We start from the raw sequence: 17,462 nt of genomic DNA, 5'->3' as shown, positions 1-17,462 counted from the left end.
GCTGGTCACGGATTTCGCCTTCAGCTCGGCGACGGATCCGCCGCCCTCTAACGGAGGCTACCATGCCGATCGTCACCATCCAGGTCACCCGCGAAGGATCGAGTCCCGAACGTGATGCCGTCACCGCGGAGGAGAAGGCCGATCTCATCGCGGGCGTCAGTCAGCTCCTGCTCGACGTGCTCCACAAGCCCATCGACTCGACCTTCGTCGTCATCGAGGAGGTTGAAATCGAGAATTGGGGTTGGGGCGGCCTGCCGGTGCGGACATTCCGCGAGCGCCGCACCGCCGGCCGCTAGAGCCCTTCCCGTTCGGATGGAATCATCCGAACGACAGATGAGTGCTCTAGATTCAATAGACTGGGGTAATTCCTCTTCGATCAGATGATTCCATCTGATCGGGAAATGCTCTACCGCGTTGATTTGACAAAGGCAGTCGGGTCAGATCGCGGTGTGCGGCCGCGCAGCGTGCGCGATCGAGAAGGATATACGGCGCCATCAGTGCGATGCCAGACCAGAAGCGGCGAGCGAGGAATCGGGCAGCGCGCCGTAACGCGAAACCTCGCCGCGCTCGATGAGGTAGTTCTCGTCGGCGAAGGAGCGCAGCAGGCTGGGGTTCGACTCGGTGATTAGCAGGGCGATGTCGCGATCGGCCTCGCGCAGCGCTCGCAGCGCCGCGCCGTACTGCTGCGCGAGGACCGGCGCCAGGCCCTGGAAGGGCTCGTCCAGCAGGACCAGCCGGGCGCCGGCGACCAGCGCGCGACCGAGCGCGACCATCTTGCCCTGCCCGCCCGACAGGCCGGCGGCCGGCCGCTTCCGCATGCCCTGCAATTCGGGCAGGACCGCGTAGACCAAATCGAGCCGCCGCGACAGTTCCGCTGCTGAAAGCCGCATCACCTCGCCCGGAAAGCGCAGATTCTCCTCGAGCGTGAACGAGCCGTAGAGCCGGCGATCTTCCGGCGCATAGCCAATGCCCATAAACGGGCGGTGATGCGCCGGCACCTCGACCAGGTCATGACCGTCGAAGCTGATCCGCCCGGAGTTGAGCTTCAGGAAGCCCATGATCGAGCGCAGCACGCTGGTTTTGCCGGCACCGTTGCGGCCGATCAGGGCGACAGTGCCGCCCCTGGCAATCTCGAGGCTGGCCTCGCGAACCACAGTGACCCCGTCGATCTCAGCTGAGACCCGTTCGAGCCGAAGCATCTCAGACACCGATCACGTTCTTGCGGACGTCGGGGTCGTTAAGGACCTCGTCTGGCGTCCCCTCCAGGCTGATACGCCCGCCCGACCAGACCGCGACCTTGTCGGCGTAGCGCGACACCACATCCATGTCGTGCTCGACGAAGACCGCCGTCGTCGCATTGTGCTGGAGTGCCCGCACCACGATGTCCATGATCGCAAACTTCTCCTTGCTGGAGACACCGCTGGTTGGCTCGTCCATGAAGATGAGTCGTGGCTTCAGGGCGAGCGCCATGGCGATGTCGATCAGCTTGCGCATGCCTTCGGGCAATTCGCGCGCGGGCCGGTGTGCCACGTCGACGAGCCCGATCACCGTCAGCAGTTCGAACATCTCGCCGCGCTTGGGGTGGCGATCCAGCGGCATCCAGGCATTCCAGATGCCTTCCCGCGCCGCCAGTGCCACCAGCAGATTCTCGATCACGGTGTTCTCAAGGAAGAGCTGCGGCAACTGAAAGGACCGGCCTATTCCTCCGCGCGCGATCCGGCGCGGCGCAACCCCGGTAATGTCGCGCCCCTCGAACAGCACAGAGCCCGATTGCGGCGTCAAATAGCCCGTGCAGATGTTGACGAAGGTGGTCTTGCCGGCGCCGTTCGGCCCGATGATCGCCATCCGCTGGCCGCTCGCGATCGACAGCGACGCGTCATCGGCCGCAGCGACGCCCCCGAAATTGATACGCAGGTTGCGCGCTTCCATAATTGGTGTCGGGGTCATGGCGGCGCCCTCTTCTTCCTGCGGAAGCGCAGCTGGCTCAGCCCATCGGGTGCGAACAAGATGATGGCGATGAGCGACAGACCGAGGATCGTCTGCCAGTAGTCGGCGGCGAAGGCGGCCGCATAGTTGCGAATGACTTCGAAGACGACCGAGCCCGCGAACGCGCCCAGCACATTGCCGGCGCCACCGAGGATCGAAATGAAGACGAACTCGCCCGAGCGCACCCAATAGGCGAACTCAGGTGAGACATGGCCATTGACGATGGCGATTATCGCCCCGCTCACGCCGGCGAGCGCAGCCGAGATTGCATAGGCAATATGAAGGACACGGTTGCTGGAGACGCCAAGATATTCAAGCCGCGTCTCGTTATTCTTGACGGCCTCGAGCGCCTTGCCCAGAGGCGAGGCGAGATAGCGCGAGACCAGGAAAGCGGCGAGCGCCGTGGTCGCCAGCGTCAGATGGAACATCCAGGCCTCGAAGGCGATGCGGCCGAAGCGGACGCCGGCGAGCGTCGGGCGCGCCACGTTCATGCCGTCGCCGCCGCCGGTGATGTGGTAGAGCTTCTCGAGCAGCGAGAAGGCGACCATCGACATCGATAGATTGATCATCGCGAAGAAGATGTCGCGATAGCGCACGACGAAGAAGCCGCAGGCGACCGCGATTAGCGTCGCAACCAGGCCGCCTACCGGGATCAGGATCAGGGCGTCAAGCGAGAGCCGCGCGTTGACCAGAAAGGCGACCGTGTAGGCCCCGGCCGCGTAATAGAGGCCGTGCCCGAACGAGATCTGCCCGGCGCGCAGCAACACGACGATGCCGAGCACCGTCAGGCCGACGGCGAGCGCAATCGTGAGCATCACTGCCGTCCAGGGCGCGAGCACCGGAACCATGGCCAACGCTGCCGCAGCGACCATCCCGATCAGTAATTCAGGACGCATCACACTTTCCTGGTCTGCGGGACGCTGAACAGGCCTTTGGGCTTGAAGAGCAGAACCACAAACATGATCAGATACGGCACCACGGCGTCGAACTCGGGCGCTATGTAGACGGCGATCGAACGGCCAAGCCCGATCATCAGCGCAGCCACAGCTGCCCCTTCGATCCGGCCGAGACCGGCTGTCGCCGCGACTGCGAAGGAAAGGATGATCATCCCCGCCCCCATCCCGGGCACCAGCGAGGTCGCTCCCGAGGCCAAAGCTCCGCCGAAGGCCGCAAGCGAGGCGCCGGTCATGAAGGTGAGAAGATAGACCCTGGTCGCGTCGACACCCATCGCCGCCGAGGTCTCGCGGTCGTCCGCCACCGCCGTCACGATCCGGCCTATTCGGGTGTGCCGCAGGATATAGCGCAGGCTGACGAGCACGATCACCGCGACGAGCGGCACCACCACCAGCTGGTAAATCGAATAATTGATGCCGAGAATGTTCGCCGTGCCAAGCAGGCTGAGCGGCGTGTTGACAAAAAAGGGCGTGACGCCCCAAACGGCCTTCTGCAGATCCTCCAGGATCATGAAGACGGCGAAGGTCAACAGCAGCTGGAGAACCTGCTCCTGGCCGTATATGCGCCGCAAAAGGCTGACCTCGAGCGCGCCACCGACAATGATACCGACGAGGCAGGCCGACAAAGCCATCGCCGGAAAGGTCAGCCACGGGCTCCAGCCGGCGGCGGCAATGAATAAGCCGAACGTCGCCGTCACATAGGCGCCGATGGCATAGAGGCTGCCATGGGCGACATTGACGATCCGCAGGACGCCAAAGATCAAGGACAACCCTACGGCGACGAGAAAGACTTGGGCGCCATAGGAAAGTCCGTCCAGCGCGGCCAGGAGGACGGTTTGAATAAACACCGTGCGATGACCTGTTCTGCTACCTTTGGGCCGCAAAGGTTTCGATCGACGGGTCGTTTGCCATCTCAGGCTTGATCTTCGCCAGCCAGTCGGCCGACCTTTGACCCATCGGCGGGGTGACAAGCTTGGCGGGGTAGATCGACATCCGGTCCAGGATCGCGAAGCCATATTCGGGCGACCACAGCGTCGTACCTATCAGCTGGTCCTCCAGACCCTGATTATCCTCGCGGATTGAAATTTCACTGGTAAGGCCGCGGAACTTGAGGTCGCGGAAAGCCGCCATCAGTTGTTCCTTAGATGGCCAGGGGACGTCATTGGCCTTCGAGGCCTTCTCATAGGCGCCCGTGAGTGCCGAGATCGCCTGCGCCATGTGGAACACCGGATAGATCGGATAGGCATGCGTCTTCTCGCGGTAACTCTTCACGAAATTCTGGAAGTCGACGTCCTGCATATATTTGGGATGCCGGAAATAATGATCGCCACGAGCGCCAATGATGACACCGGACGGCATTGCATTGCCGAGACGCTCAAGCGAACTCTCGCCGAGGGGAAACACGTAAGTTGCCTGTGTCATGACGCCCCGCGCCGCTGCCTGCTGGACGAAAGTGTCTAGATCGCCTCCCCATGAGGTATTGACAATCACATCAGGGCGCAGCGCCTGAAGGCGGGAGATCTCGGTAGAATAGTCAGGGGCGCCGAATTTTGGAAAAAGCTCGGCGACGACCTGAATATCGGGCTTCATTGACTTCAGAGCGGTAATGAAGAGCGCCCATTGGTCGCGGCCGGCGGCATAGTCCTGATTGACGCCGGCAACAGTCTTGAAATCGGGCTTGTTCTTGACGAGGTACAGGGCCGCGGCGAGCATTTCGGCCCCGGTGTGCGCCTGCGTGCGTACATTGTATTTGTAGTTGTTGTCCTCGAAGATGCGCGGTGAGCTGCAATCCCATAGAATGTTCGGGACTTCGAGATCCTCAGCGACCGGCGCCAGCGCCAGGCAGCTCGTGCTCGAGATGGAGGCCAGCATCACTTCGGCCTTTTCGTTCAGCACGACACGGCGATACTCCGACATGAGTTGATTGGCGCCGGCTCCCTCATCGATGAAGATCGCACGCAGTGGCACGCCAAGAATGCCGCCCTTGGCATTAAGGTTCGCTATCAACAGATCCGCAGCGTTCTTGCCGGGAACGCCGAACACGGAGGCCGGCCCGGACAGGAAGGTGGTGATTCCCACCACCAGTTCCTTCGGTTTGTCTGCAGCGAGCGTCGGCGAAATCCACAGCCAGACGGCGCACAACGCGCCAAGGGACCTTCTGAGCATCATACTATCCCCTACCTGGATATTGCTCGGACGAGCTGCGTCACCGTCGGGGCCCCGACGGTGAAGGCGATTGTCAAACGATCGTGCTTCGCAAGGAGGAGCTCCTGTTTCCTTGGACAGTAGCGCCTCCTAATCGGACATGCCCGACTCCCAGAGTGGCGGCCCCAGCGCGGACGCTTCCGCCTTCGCGTAATTCGGCCGGTCTTTTATTGGCGCCGCGCGCAACGACTGCCAGTGAGCCATCGCGTCGGGTTCGCTACAACGTAGCATTTCCAACTCGCGCGCAAGCCTACCGTTTGTCCGCAGAAAACGGGCGAACGTAAATCGCCCTCTCTATCAGTCTGGCCGAACGACGCCGTCGGCCCCATCGCCCGTGAGCTTGCCGCAGATTTGACGCCGATGCGAGTGCGCCAAAACACACTTGGAATCCTTGATAGGGCCAAATCGGCCGCCCACCAGCTCATTTGAGAAATGCTCAGAGCTGTATGAGCAGCGCGACAAACAGCGTCGGCATGAGCCGCGATGTGATGATCGAGGCATGCGCGCCTTCATGAAACGCGCCGAGGCTGCTCAAGGCCAAGCCCGGCCGACCGGCCAGTTCAGCATCAGCCTTTATTCGGCTTTCGTCGACGCGGGCCACGTCGAGGTTCTGGCCCCTGCGGCGGCCAGGAGGCGTGGCGCTGGCCCTCCGACGACAAGGGCGAATCCTCGCTTGGGGCCGCCACGCTCGCCACAACTTGATCGATAGATGCAAGATCGTGGAAGTCACGACCTGAATTGCGCATGTAGTGCGAATAGAGCGTGCACGCTTCCTCAGTAGACGCGCTCTTTGGGCGGGATCGAAGTGATCTCGTGCGATAAGGGCTGCAGATGGACAGGTCTGTAGTCGATCGAGACACGCCCTAGATGGTCGAGCCAGGAGTAAGTGTGCTTCAACCAGTTCTTATCGTCGCGCTGGGGGAAATCTTCGCGTGCATGCGAGCCTCGGCTTTCGGTCCGAGCAATCGCCGAGCGAAGGCTGACGACCGATTGAGCCACCATGTTGTCAAGCTCAAGCGCCTCGACGAGGTCCGTATTGCAGATCATGGAACGATCCGTGACGCGAAGGTCGTCACGGAGCACCCTGGCGATTTCCTCGAGCCGGATTGAGCCCTCGCCCAGCAGAGGACCGTCGCGGAAGACAGCGCAGTGCCTTTGCATCACCTGCTGCATAGCCAGACGGATTGCGCCGGCGCCGGTGCCGCCATTGGACCAGCGAATGCGATCAAAACGGGAAATCGCCCGATCGGTCGCTTCCTTTGGAACCGGTGCATGTCTTTCGCCGGCCCGGATGCTTGAGGCCGCACGCTTCGCCGCGGCACGGCCAAAGACAATGATGTCGAGCAGCGAGTTCGAGCCAAGGCGATTGGCGCCATGGACGGACACGCACGCGGCTTCGCCGATCGCCATGAGCCCGGAGACGACGGCTTCCGGGTTGTCATTGCGCGTGGTGACCGCCTCGCCGTGGAGATTGGTGGGTATCCCGCCCATATTGTAGTGGACGGTCGGCAGCACCGGGATCGGCTCGCGCGTCACATCGATTCCGGCGAAGATCTTCGCGGTCTCGCTGATTCCCGGCAGGCGCTGATGCAGCAGATCGGCGCCAAGGTGCTCAAGGTGAAGATCGATGTGGTCCTTCCGCTCGCCGCATCCTCGCCCTTCATTGATTTCGATCGTCATGGCGCGGCAGACGACGTCGCGGCCGGCAAGGTCTTTCGCGCTGGGCGCATAGCGCTCCATGAACCGCTCGCCCGCGGCGTTGGTGAGATAGCCCCCCTCACCTCGAGCCCCCTCGGTGATGAGGCATCCGGATCCATAGATGCCGGTGGGATGGAATTGGGTGAATTCCATATCCTCCAGCGGCAGGCCGGCGCGGAGTGCCATGGCGTTGCCGTCACCGGTGCAGGTATGGGCGGCGGTGCATGAGGAATAGACCCGGCCATAGCCGCCGGTCGCGAGCACGGTGCGGTGGGCGTGGAAGCGATGCAAGGTGCCTGCTTCCAGGTTCCAGGCGATGAGACCGCGGCAAGCCCCTTCACCGTCCATCAGGAGATCGAGGGCAATGTATTCGACGAAGAACTCGGTCCGATGCTGCAAGCATTGCTGATAGAGCGCGTGGAGGATCGCGTGACCGGTGCGATCTGCGGCGGCGCAGGTTCGCTGCGCCATGCTTTTCCCATAAGCGATGGTTTGGCCGCCGAACGGCCTCTGGTAGATATTTCCATCGTCGGTTCGGGAGAAGGGAACGCCGTAATGCTCAAGCTCGAGCACGGCCGGGACAGCCTCGCGGCACATGAATTCGATGGCATCCTGGTCGCCGAGCCAGTCGGATCCCTTTACCGTGTCGTACATGTGGTAGCGCCAGTCGTCGCCGTCGCCCATGTTGCCGAGTGACGCCGCCATGCCACCTTGAGCGGCTACGGTGTGGCTGCGAGTGGGAAAGACTTTGGTTATGCAGGCGGTCTTCAGCCCGGAAGCTGCCATCCCCAAAGCCGCACGCAGGCCGGCGCCGCCGGCGCCGACAATCACTACGTCATGAAAATGTTCTTCAATCTCGTAGGCTTGGGTCATTGCGGCGCCTGTCAACGTCAGTGGCCAGCGCTCTGTCCACCATCGACGTGGAGGATCTCTCCCGTCACGAACGGGGCCGATTCAAGGTACAGCACCGCCTGCACGACGTCCGATATCTCGCCCATGTGTCCCAGCGGGTGCATCCGATCGAGCGCCGCATGGGTCTCGATCGGATGCATCGACGTCTTGACGATCCCGGGCGCCACGGCATTCACACGGATGCCACGCCCGGCATATTCGATGGCCAGAGCTTTTGTCGCGGAATTGAGCCCGCCCTTGGTCAATGACGCTAGGACCGCGGGCACCTTCGAATTCGCCTGTTCAGCCAGCGTCGTGGTGATCTGAACCACATGGCCGCTGTTACGCTTCTCCATTTCCGCAATTGCGAGCTGCGTGATGTGGAAGAAGCCGGATGTATTGACAGCGATAACCGCGTTGTAATCCGCCTCGGTGTAATCGGTGAAGGGTTTGGCGATGAAAATTCCGGCGTTATTGACCAGCGTGTCGATGCGTCCGAAACGTGCGATGCCCTCTGAAATGGCGCGCTCGGCCGTCCTGCGGTCGGCGATGTCGCCGGGAACGGCCAGGATGTCCTGATCATCCGTCGCCTTCACCGACCGTGCCGTCGCCACGACCCTGTAGCCACTATTGCGATAGGCGGCGACCAGCGCGGCGCCCATTCCCTGCGAGGCTCCCGTGATGACGGCGACCTTCCTGTCCATGGCAGCACCTCAGATTCCGATCTGACCGACGTAGTGACCAAGCCTGGCTTCGACGTCGCCGGGCTTGTGAAAGCCGCGCTCCATCAACCTCTTGATTCGAGCCTGCGCTGCAGGGCGACTGAGAGAGCCGAGGAAGGCGTCCCACTCGGGTGCGATTTCTGAATCCGTCGGCAGGCTCGCAACGTTGACGAGGCGCTTTGTCTCGGCGATGGCCTGCCTGTCAAAGGTCGCAATCCTGTTTGCAAGCGCATCGACAAAGGCATCAAGCTCCGCATCCGGAAATGAGCGGTTCACGTAGCCGTAATCTGCGGCGAGTTCGCCATTGATGTCGTCTGCTCCAAGCAGCACTTCGAGTGCCCGGCCGCGACCGATCAACCGAGGCAGTCGAGCCATCGGGCCACCGCCCGGCACCAGCCCCGCGCCCACTTCCCACTGCGACAGGATCGCCTTTTCCCGGCTGGCGAAACGCATATCGCTTGCAAGGGCAAGCTCGCTGCCGACACCGGTCGCTCGTCCGCGAATCTTGGCGATCGAAACCACCGGCGCACGGCTGATACGTACCAGCATGTCGGGAAGCTGCGGCAAGCCGGTAGGCCCTGGCGGCAGACCGAGCGTCTCTTCCGGCTTTGCCAGGAAATTGTAGTGGGTGATGAAGTAGCCCTCCACCGCACTGTCGAAAACGACGACCTTCACATCGGGATCGGTCTCCAGCGCAGTTACAATTGCGTTCAGCTGCGGCAGGGTCTCGGGCCCGAATATATTCAAGGGCGGAATATCGAAAATGACGTGCCAGAGCGCCGGCGAACGTCGTTCAAGGTGAATCTGCTTTTTGTCGGTCACATCTGCCTCCTGTGGAGAATCCGCTGGAAAAGGCCCGCAAGACTTAGATTGCAGACTTCAGCAATATGCTCCATGGCACCAAGGTATCGCCGATACCTTGGTATTGGATTTTGCCGAATATATTCAATCGGTTGTAATATTCGCGCCCCGATCTTTTATCAGCTTTGAGATTTTCGGCCCCGGTGGAGCCGGGGAATGCATTGCCGCCCGACATCAAGGTATCGGGGACACCATAGTGCAATCGCCACGCCGCAGCTGATGGGCAACGATCATCGAAGAAACGTGCTCACCCAGCCGCTTGGGTGGCTGCAGAGGAGAACCGCCATGCTGGAACCCAGGCCATCCCCTACGCGGCGCGACGTGCTCATCGCCGCCGCTGCCGCCGGAGTAGCTACCATGATGCCCACCCCGCTCAATGCCGCAGCCGACGAGATTCGTCCCTTCCAGGTCCGCTTTTCCGACGACGCGCTCACCGATCTTCGCCGGCGGATCGCCGCCACGAAGTGGCCGACGCAAGAACTGGTCGGCGACTCCTCACAAGGTGTGCAACTCGCCACCATGCGCAAACTTGCACAGTATTGGCAGGCAGATCATGACTGGCGGAAGGTCGAGGCGCGATTGAACGCCATGCCGATGTTCCTGGTCGAGATCGATGGGCTGGATATTCACTTTATCCACGTCCGCTCGAAGCATCGCAATGCACTGCCGGTGATCATCACTCATGGCTGGCCCGGTTCGGTAATCGAGCAGATGAAGATCATCGGCCCCCTGACCGATCCGACCGCTTATGGCGGAACGGCAGAGGACGCGTTCGACGTGGTGATCCCCTCGCTGCCGGGCCACGGCTTCTCGGCCAAGCCGACCGCCACCGGCTGGAATCCCCAGCGCGTCGCTCGTGCCTGGACTGTATTGATGAAGCGCCTGGGCTATACTCAGTTTGTCGCCCAGGGTGGCGACTGGGGAGATGCAGTCTCCGAGCAGATGGCGGTTCAAGCGCCGCCGGAACTTCTCGCAATTCACACCAACATGCCGGCAACCGTCCCGGACGATATCGCCAAGGCTCTGGCCGCCGGCGGCCCGGCGCCGGCCGGCTTGCCCGCGGATGAGAAGAATGCCTACGACCAGCTCGATTTCTTCTACAAGCACGGGCTTGGCTACGCGCAGGAGATGTCGAACCGCCCGCAGAGCCTGTACGCGCTCGAAGATTCACCGATCGGGCTCGCTGCCTGGATGCTCGACCATGACGCGCGCAGCTATGAGCTCATCGTAAGGGTCTTCAATGGTGAGACCGAGGGCCTGACGCGCGATGACATCCTCGACAACATCACGCTGTACTGGTTGACCGGCACGGCGGTCTCGTCTGCCCGGCTTTACTGGGAGAACAAGCTGGCCTTCTTCGCTCCCAAGCACATCACCATCCCGGTCGCCGTCAGCGTCTTTCCTGACGAGATTTATGCCGCGCCACGGAGCTGGGCTGAGAAGGCCTTCCCGAAGCTGATCCATTTCAACCGCCTGGCCAAGGGCGGGCACTTTGCAGCCTGGGAGCAGCCTGCCGCTTTCAGCGCCGAGTTACGCGGCGCTTTCCGCGGCGTGCGGGCGTAAGCGCGCCAACGTGCAGCGGCCGGCGGCGTGCCGGCCGATTGGTTCGCCGTTTCTCGACACCCCTCTCATCCCAGAGGAAGCCATGAACGAGCAGAGCAAGTTACTTTACACGGCCAAGGTCCATACGACGGGAGGCCGCGAAGGCGGCGCATCCCGAAGCCCGGTCACCTGGAACGGGTGAAGCGGCGGGCAACCGCGATGGTTCGCGTGTGCACGCCCCCCCTCGCTCGCGCGCTAGCCGGGCGCATCACGTTGGGAGAATGAACATGGCGAATTCCACCAGGGGCACCGCTTTGGTGACGGGCGCCTCCTCCGGGATCGGAGCGATTTATGCCGATCGACTGGCCCGTCGGGGATTCGATCTCATTCTGGTGGCTCGCAGCCAGGTCCAACTCGATGGGGTCGCCAGGGAGATTTCCGACGCGACGGGTCGATCGATCCAGGTGGTCGCCGCCGATCTCACGAAGCACGATGATGTGCGACGGATCGAAACACTCCTCCAGAGCGACGGAGAGATCACCGTGCTCGTCAACAACGCGGGTGTCGGCGCTGTTGCGCCTCTTCTACAGGCAAACGTCGATGACATGGAAACGATGATCGAGCTGAATGTCACGGCGTTGACGCGGCTGACCTATGCCGCCGTCCCCGCATTCGTGGCGCGCGGACACGGCACTGTCATCAATGTCGGGTCCGCCATCGCCCCGGAGTTCCTCAACGGAGTCTATGGGGGGACGAAAGCGTTCGTGCTCGCTTTTAGCCTCTCCCTGATCAAGGAACTCGCCGACAGCAATGTGCGTATCCAGGCTGTGCTGCCGGGCGCAACGGCGACGAACTTCTGGGATGTGGCCGGAGGGTCGCTGGATGTTCTGCCGAGCGCGATGGTGATGGAGCCGAACGAGCTTGTCGATGCGGCGCTGTCGGGCCTCGATCAAGGGGAACTGGTGACTATCCCGTCGCTTCCCGACAGTGCGGACTGGGCTGCGTACGAGGCAGCACGCAGGAAGCTCATTCCGCGGATTTCCCTCAGCGTTCCCGCTTCGCGCTACGGCATTCCGGCGGCGTCTTAAGCGAGGATACCTGGTGCCTGGCGACCGTCGCAGGCAGTCCGACATCGGAATTGCTCAATATCATGAAGCGCCCTGCAGCATGCAGCGTAGCGGGAGATCGACATGCCAGAGATTGATAAGTGCGAAGCCGTCGATCGTCGCCGGCGTCTTTTCCTTGGCACGGCAGCAGCCGCCATCGGAGTCATTGAGCTCGGCAGGAGTGTTCCGGCAAAGGCTGCGTGCCAGGTAACCGATCTGCCACGGAGGGTCGCGAGCAGCGGGCCCCCAAAGTCTTTCGATCCGGCAAGGCAGATCGATGCTGGACCGCTGAACATCGGCTATGTCGAACTGGGATCGCCAACAGGCCAGACGGTCATTCTCCTTCATGGCTGGCCATATGACATTCACACATATGTTGAAGTCGCGCCGATACTCGCGTCAGCTGGCTTTCGCGTCCTCGTGCCCTATCTGCGTGGCTATGGCACCACGTGCTTCCGGTCAGCAGGCACCATGCGCAACGCACAGCAGTCGGCGCTCGCCGCCGACGTGATCGCCCTCATGGATGCGTTGGATATCCGCCAGGCGATCATTGGTGGCTGCGACTGGGGAGCACGGACGGCGAACATCGTGGCTGCGTTGTGGCCATCCCGCTGCAAGGCGATGGTTTCGGTGAGCGGCTATCTGATCGGAAGCCAGGAAGCCAATCGCCGGCCGTTACCTCCGCCCGCCGAGCAGGCTTGGTGGTATCAATATTACTTCGCGACCGAGCGGGGCGTGGCCGGCTACAGGCAGAATACCCGTGAATTCGCGAAGTTGATCTGGCAGACGGCCTCGCCGCAATGGATGTTCGACGATCCCACCTTCGTTCGGAGCGCGGCCTCCTTCGACAATCCCGATCACGTCGACATCGTCATCCACAATTACCGTTGGCGCCTCGGCCTGGCGGAGGGTGAAGCGCGCTATGACGAGTTCGAGAAGCGCCTTGCCGCAGCACCGGAGATTTTCGCACCCACAATCACGCTGGAAGGCGATGCGAATGGCGCGCCGCACCCGTCTCCCGAATCCTATGCCAGAAAATTCTCGGGCAAGTACGAGCATAGAACCGTCCGAGGCGGGGTCGGCCATAATCTGCCGCAAGAAGCGCCTCAGGCATTTGCAAAAGCGATCATCGACGTCGACCGACTCTGACACGCGAGGCATGGTTGCATGAAAAACCCGGTTTGCTACCGCACCATCGATATCGACGGCTTGCCGATCTTCTATCGAGAGGCGGGGCCGCATGACGCGCAGGTGCTTCTGCTGCTACATGGATTGCCGTCCTCGTCGCGGATGTACGAACCTCTGCTTGCCCGCCTCTCGGAAAGCTTTCGCCTCATCGCACCGGACTATCCAGGCTTCGGTCATAGCGCGGCGCCCGCACCCGGTGAATTTGCCTATACCTTTGACCATCTGGCCGAAGTCATGATCCGCTTCACCGAGATGCTTGGCCTTACCCGCTACAGCCTTTTCATGCAGGATTATGGCGGTCCGGTCGGCTTTCGAATGGCGATGGCCCATCCGGAACGGCTGAGGTCGCTGATCATTCAGAATGCCGTCGCGCACGATAGCGGCCTCAGCGCGCTCTGGGGGCCCCGCCGCGCCTTCTGGGCCGACCGTGCGGCTCACGAGGAGTCGCTCCGCAAAAACCTGCTATCGCTCGAAGCGACGCGCCGCCGCCATGTCGGCAGCGATCCCGATGTCGAGCGTTACGACCCCGATCTGTGGATCGACGAGTTCGCTTTCCTCAACCAGCCCGGCCAGGCGGATATCCAGACGGAGTTGTTCTACGACTACCGCAGTAACGTCGCAGCCTATCCGAAGTGGCAGGAATGGATGCGCACATATCATCCGCGCCTGCTGGTACTTTGGGGCAAATACGACCCCTCCTTCGACATCTCCGAGGCCGAAGCTTACCGTCGGGATGTATCCGATGCCGAGGTGCATATATTGGAGGCCGGGCATTTTGCTTTGGACACCGCGGCCGATCAGATTGCCGAGCGCGTCCGCGGCTTCCTCTGACGAGCCAAAGGCACGCGGCCATCTGGCCGACGCCGATAGGCAATGAGGTAATTAACGATGCCTGTGGCGCGTCGATCCATGCCAGCACGCTGTGGACAGCCAGCCTTCGCGGCGGCCCAATCCAGGAGGATTCACGAGCGCCGGCTCGACCTACCCCAACACCAACGACGGCAGTCGACCGGCGACGTCGGCCAGTTGCGTCGTAAACGGCGTGTCACCTTCGGGCACCGGCCCGGTCAGCCGGGTGGTCACTTCCTGAATGATCCAACCGTTGTCATCCGGATCGCTGAACGAGGCATAGCTCGCATAGCTTTTCCGCTGCGGATTGGGCCCACTGGTGAGGCGCCCTTTCTCCACATGGTGGAAGATCCCACCAGCGTCGTGGAAGAGATCGCTGATCGCGACACCTCGGCCGAGCAGATCTGCTCGCGCAGCCTCGATGTCCTCCACGATCAGGTGTAGTCCCTTCAGGGATCCAGGCTTCGCCGCGGAGACATTCTCACCAAATATGATCGAACAGTTCGAACCGGGCGGCGTGAACTGGATGACGCGGTAGTCGTCGTCATCGGTGAAGTCGATGTCGAGCCTCCAACCGAGGTTGCCATAAAAGCGCTTGGCGCGGTCGACATCCGACACCGGGACGACGACGACCTCAAGTGTCATGCATGGGACGGCCCTGACGGACGGACCCTGGGCGGCAAGATGGCTCATCTGTGCGTCCTTTTGAGGTTTTCCAGCGTCCATGACGCTTCGCGACACTAAAGTCACAGTGACGTCGACACGATTGGACTTAGGTGTCGCCAACACCTTGGTGTCGGCGATTGTGACACTTGGTACGGCCCCTCCTGTCTCTGTCGGAAGTGCGCGGTAGTCTCCAATCCGAACAGCAGAACATCCTCGCCCGCTAACACCCCGCACAGGTTACGGATGTATTGGACATCTGGTCTGGCGATGATGGCGCAAGTGGCGCCCAGGCGTAGAAGATTTCGAGCGGATGTTCGGCCGTGGGAGGATGGCGGCGACCTCGCCAGGGGGGAGCATCCTGCTGCCCAACACGACACATCGAGGCGCTATTGGCTCGCCGTCGCCCCGCAGCTAGGCCGATAGTGTCATTGGGCTCGGCTATGGTTCTGACGGCTGGGCTAGCATTCATAACGCGATCGCGGTGCGAGCCCGTAAACCAGACATCGGGAAAGACCGTATTGGGTCTGGCGTGGCCTCTTGGCGGTCTGCGGTTAACGAAGAATGGCCGTGGCCGTCGCACCTATGCGCTCGAAATCGATCTCGACGCCGAGGCCTGGCTCATCTGGGACGCGGACCATGCCCTTCTGATCGACGACCAGATCATCGACCAGCCCGTACTTCTGCACGTCGTCCGGAAGTATCACCTCGAAGAACTCCGAGTTCGGAATGCCGCACATGATGTGGAGATTGGCGACATTGTTCAGCGAATTGCCGCCATGGTGGATCTCAAAGGTCATCCTGAACGCCTCGGCGAGATGGGCCGTCTTCACGCAGGCGGTGATGCCGCCTTTCACCGCGACGTCGCCGCGCAGATAGTCGGTCGCGTGGGCCGTGATCCACGGTGCATAGGCATGAAACCCCCCAGGCGAGAACTCGGTCGCAAGGATCGGAATGTCGAGCTTCTGGCGCAGCTTTGCGCTGTTGTAGATGTCTTCTTCGGCGAGCGGATCCTCGAACCAATAGAAGCCCATTTCCTCGATGGCTCGACCGACGCGCACTGCCTCGGTATAGGTGTACATCCAGGTTGAATCCAGCATCAGACGGTAGTCATTACCGACCGCCTTTCGAACCGCGGCGCACACCGCGATATCACCTTGCCAGCCCGTGCGAGGCGGGTGGATCTTGTAGGCATGATAGCCGCGCGCCTTGGTTTCCAGCGCTTCCTCGACGTACTCGGCGATCTCGTTGTGGCCAGGCGAACTGGCATAGGCAGGGACCGCGGTGCGATAGCCGCCGATCATCCTGTATATGGGCAGTCCGGCGATCTTTCCGGCAAGATCCCAGAGGGCGACGTCGACCGCCCCGATGCAGCGCCATGTCGTCGAGCGGAACCGCTTGCAGATTACCTGGTGCAGCGCTTCACGATCGAGCGGATCGCGGCCCACGAGAATCGGCTTCAGCGTCTGCACCAGCGAGAGGGCATCGAGTTCCGACGATTTGGTGATCGAACCGAGGAAGGCGTGACCTTCCAGTCCCGCATCGGTGCTGATCGTCACGAGCCCGAGCGTCGAGGTTCCCGTGGTCGCCGCATTGTGCGGGCCGAAGGTTAGCGCCCGTATGCCGCGCTGCTCGAACTGAGTAACTGTGAGGTCGGTGATCTTCATGGCGCCGACCGAGCTTTCGACTGGATGGCCGGCTCGAGGATGGACGATGGCGGCTCAGCGCCGACCTCGCGAGCGGCCGCGACGATGTCGGACCAACTCTTCGCATCGATGGGTATGCCGTTGGCGTGACGCTCGGCCGTGGTCGTGGCTTCGACGTCGCCGGGCAGTAGCACGCCGGCATTATCGCCGCTTCGCACCCAGCCGACAAAAGTGTCGATCTCGGGCGAGAGCGTGTCTGCCGTGCCCAGCCGTTCCGGCGAGATGAGGATCGACAGCATGCAGTTGATGGTCGCGTTGCGCCGCTTCGGCCCGGATTGCGTCTTTCCGCCGGTCAGCGCGGCACCGAGCAACTCGCAGGCAAATGACAGGCCCCAACCCTTGTGATCGCCAAAGGGTAGGAGGATGCCCTTGGGCTGGCCGAACAAGATCGATGGATCGGTGGTCGGCTCGCCGGCGGCCGTCAGCAGTGCGCCGGCCGGCAGGGGCTTGCCCTGGTTCATGGCGACTCTCACCTTGCCGACCGCGAGCTTGCTGGTCGCGAAATCGAGGATGACGGGACGCTTGCCGTCGCGCGGAATACCCACAGAGAACGGGTTCGTGCCGACCCGCGCGGCGACGCCACCAAAGGGTGCGACGGAGGGATCGCTGACCACATTGACGAAATGTATCGATACCAGCCCGGCCTCGGCGCATTGCTCGGCCCAGTGACCGATGCGGCCGACATGGTGGCTGTTGCGCAAGCCGACCAGCGCTACGCCACTCTGCCGCGCCTTCGTGATGCCGATCGCGACGGCATCGTAGGCCATCACCTGCCCATAGCCGCCATTACCGTCGCAGATCAGGAAACTGTTGGTCTCGCTGACCCGGGTCAGTGTCTGGTTCGCCAGCAGGTCACCGCATTTCAGATTGCGGATATAGACTGGAATCGAGCCGACACCGTGCGAGTCGTGACCGCGCAGGTTGGAGGTAACGAGGTGTTGTGCGATGAGCGCCGCCTCGTCCTCGGACGAGCCGGCGGCACGGAAGATGTCGACGACGAAGTCGTGCAGCTTGGTCTCGTCGACGAGGACGTTCTGCATCGCCACGATAAGGCTCCTGTACGATAGGATCGGCCGGCACCGCGGGTGGCCG

Annotated in this window: 17 protein-coding genes; 5 read left to right on the top strand and 12 right to left on the bottom strand. The window is 62.0% G+C overall.

Annotated features, from left to right (window positions below):
• Positions 1-62: 62 nt before the first annotated feature.
• A complete protein-coding gene (locus G3545_RS25860) occupies positions 63-296 on the top strand; it encodes a 4-oxalocrotonate tautomerase family protein (protein WP_170017071.1) in 234 nt (77 codons plus the stop codon).
• A gap of 198 nt (positions 297-494) precedes the next feature.
• Here G3545_RS25860 and G3545_RS25855 read toward each other — a convergent pair whose 3' ends face one another.
• From G3545_RS25855 to G3545_RS25815, 9 genes are all read right to left on the bottom strand, one after another.
• On the bottom strand, positions 495-1,199 hold the full coding sequence (locus G3545_RS25855; protein WP_170017069.1) for an ATP-binding cassette domain-containing protein: 705 nt from the start codon (positions 1,197-1,199) through the stop codon (positions 495-497).
• 1 nt (position 1,200) lies between these two features.
• A complete protein-coding gene (locus G3545_RS25850) occupies positions 1,201-1,947 on the bottom strand; it encodes an ABC transporter ATP-binding protein (RefSeq protein WP_170017067.1) in 747 nt (248 codons plus the stop codon).
• Entirely contained in the window at positions 1,944-2,882 is a 939-nt protein-coding gene (locus G3545_RS25845; protein WP_170017065.1) for a branched-chain amino acid ABC transporter permease, read from the bottom strand. Before G3545_RS25845 ends, G3545_RS25850 begins: the two co-directional genes overlap by 4 nt.
• Complete coding sequence (locus tag G3545_RS25840; RefSeq protein WP_170017063.1) at positions 2,882-3,787, bottom strand: branched-chain amino acid ABC transporter permease; 906 nt, start codon at positions 3,785-3,787, stop codon at positions 2,882-2,884. Before G3545_RS25840 ends, G3545_RS25845 begins: the two co-directional genes overlap by 1 nt.
• Before the next feature lie 19 nt (positions 3,788-3,806).
• The gene (locus G3545_RS25835; protein ID WP_246702567.1) at positions 3,807-5,105 is read right to left on the bottom strand and encodes an ABC transporter substrate-binding protein; all 1,299 of its coding nucleotides are present in this window, start codon (positions 5,103-5,105) and stop codon (positions 3,807-3,809) included.
• Between the two features lie 475 nt (positions 5,106-5,580).
• Positions 5,581-5,745 (bottom strand): hypothetical protein, encoded by a 165-nt coding sequence (locus G3545_RS25830; RefSeq protein ID WP_170017059.1) that lies wholly within the window; start codon positions 5,743-5,745, stop codon positions 5,581-5,583.
• Between the two features lie 173 nt (positions 5,746-5,918).
• Positions 5,919-7,715 carry a succinate dehydrogenase flavoprotein subunit gene (gene sdhA, locus G3545_RS25825; RefSeq protein ID WP_170017057.1) on the bottom strand — a complete coding sequence of 599 codons (1,797 nt, stop codon included), beginning with the start codon at positions 7,713-7,715 and terminating at the stop codon, positions 5,919-5,921.
• A 17-nt stretch (positions 7,716-7,732) separates the two neighbouring features.
• A complete protein-coding gene (locus tag G3545_RS25820) occupies positions 7,733-8,437 on the bottom strand; it encodes an SDR family oxidoreductase (protein ID WP_170017054.1) in 705 nt (234 codons plus the stop codon).
• 9 nt (positions 8,438-8,446) lie between these two features.
• Entirely contained in the window at positions 8,447-9,277 is an 831-nt protein-coding gene (locus G3545_RS25815; RefSeq protein WP_170017052.1) for an enoyl-CoA hydratase/isomerase family protein, read from the bottom strand.
• A 324-nt stretch (positions 9,278-9,601) separates the two neighbouring features.
• Between G3545_RS25815 and G3545_RS25810 the strand changes: the two genes are divergently transcribed.
• The 4 genes from G3545_RS25810 to G3545_RS25795 all read left to right on the top strand — a co-directional run bounded on the left by G3545_RS25810 (position 9,602) and on the right by G3545_RS25795 (position 13,983).
• On the top strand, positions 9,602-10,879 hold the full coding sequence (locus G3545_RS25810) for an epoxide hydrolase family protein (protein ID WP_170017050.1): 1,278 nt from the start codon (positions 9,602-9,604) through the stop codon (positions 10,877-10,879).
• A 266-nt stretch (positions 10,880-11,145) separates the two neighbouring features.
• Positions 11,146-11,946, top strand: coding sequence for an SDR family oxidoreductase (locus G3545_RS25805; protein WP_170017048.1), 801 nt, complete (start codon positions 11,146-11,148; stop codon positions 11,944-11,946).
• A gap of 102 nt (positions 11,947-12,048) precedes the next feature.
• Positions 12,049-13,113, top strand: coding sequence for an alpha/beta hydrolase (locus G3545_RS25800; protein ID WP_170017046.1), 1,065 nt, complete (start codon positions 12,049-12,051; stop codon positions 13,111-13,113).
• Between the two features lie 18 nt (positions 13,114-13,131).
• Positions 13,132-13,983: an alpha/beta hydrolase gene (locus tag G3545_RS25795; RefSeq protein ID WP_170017044.1), complete on the top strand. Its 852-nt coding sequence runs from the start codon at positions 13,132-13,134 to the stop codon at positions 13,981-13,983.
• Positions 13,984-14,133: 150 nt separating this feature from the next.
• Here the strand turns inward: G3545_RS25795 and G3545_RS25790 are convergent, their stop codons facing one another.
• From G3545_RS25790 to G3545_RS25780, 3 genes are all read right to left on the bottom strand, one after another.
• Positions 14,134-14,694, bottom strand: a complete 561-nt coding sequence (locus tag G3545_RS25790; RefSeq protein ID WP_170017042.1) for a VOC family protein — start codon at positions 14,692-14,694, stop codon at positions 14,134-14,136.
• 524 nt (positions 14,695-15,218) lie between these two features.
• Positions 15,219-16,331: an enolase C-terminal domain-like protein gene (locus G3545_RS25785; RefSeq protein WP_170017040.1), complete on the bottom strand. Its 1,113-nt coding sequence runs from the start codon at positions 16,329-16,331 to the stop codon at positions 15,219-15,221.
• Positions 16,328-17,410 carry a malate/lactate/ureidoglycolate dehydrogenase gene (locus tag G3545_RS25780; protein ID WP_170018281.1) on the bottom strand — a complete coding sequence of 361 codons (1,083 nt, stop codon included), beginning with the start codon at positions 17,408-17,410 and terminating at the stop codon, positions 16,328-16,330. The genes G3545_RS25785 and G3545_RS25780 overlap by 4 nt, the downstream gene beginning before the upstream one ends.
• Positions 17,411-17,462: the final 52 nt, after the last annotated feature.

The organism is Starkeya sp. ORNL1 (assembly GCF_012971745.1).
Lineage (GTDB): Bacteria > Pseudomonadota > Alphaproteobacteria > Rhizobiales > Xanthobacteraceae > Ancylobacter.
The sequence above is the reverse complement of the archived record's forward strand: the minus strand, read 5'-3'. Positions and strand labels throughout refer to the sequence as shown.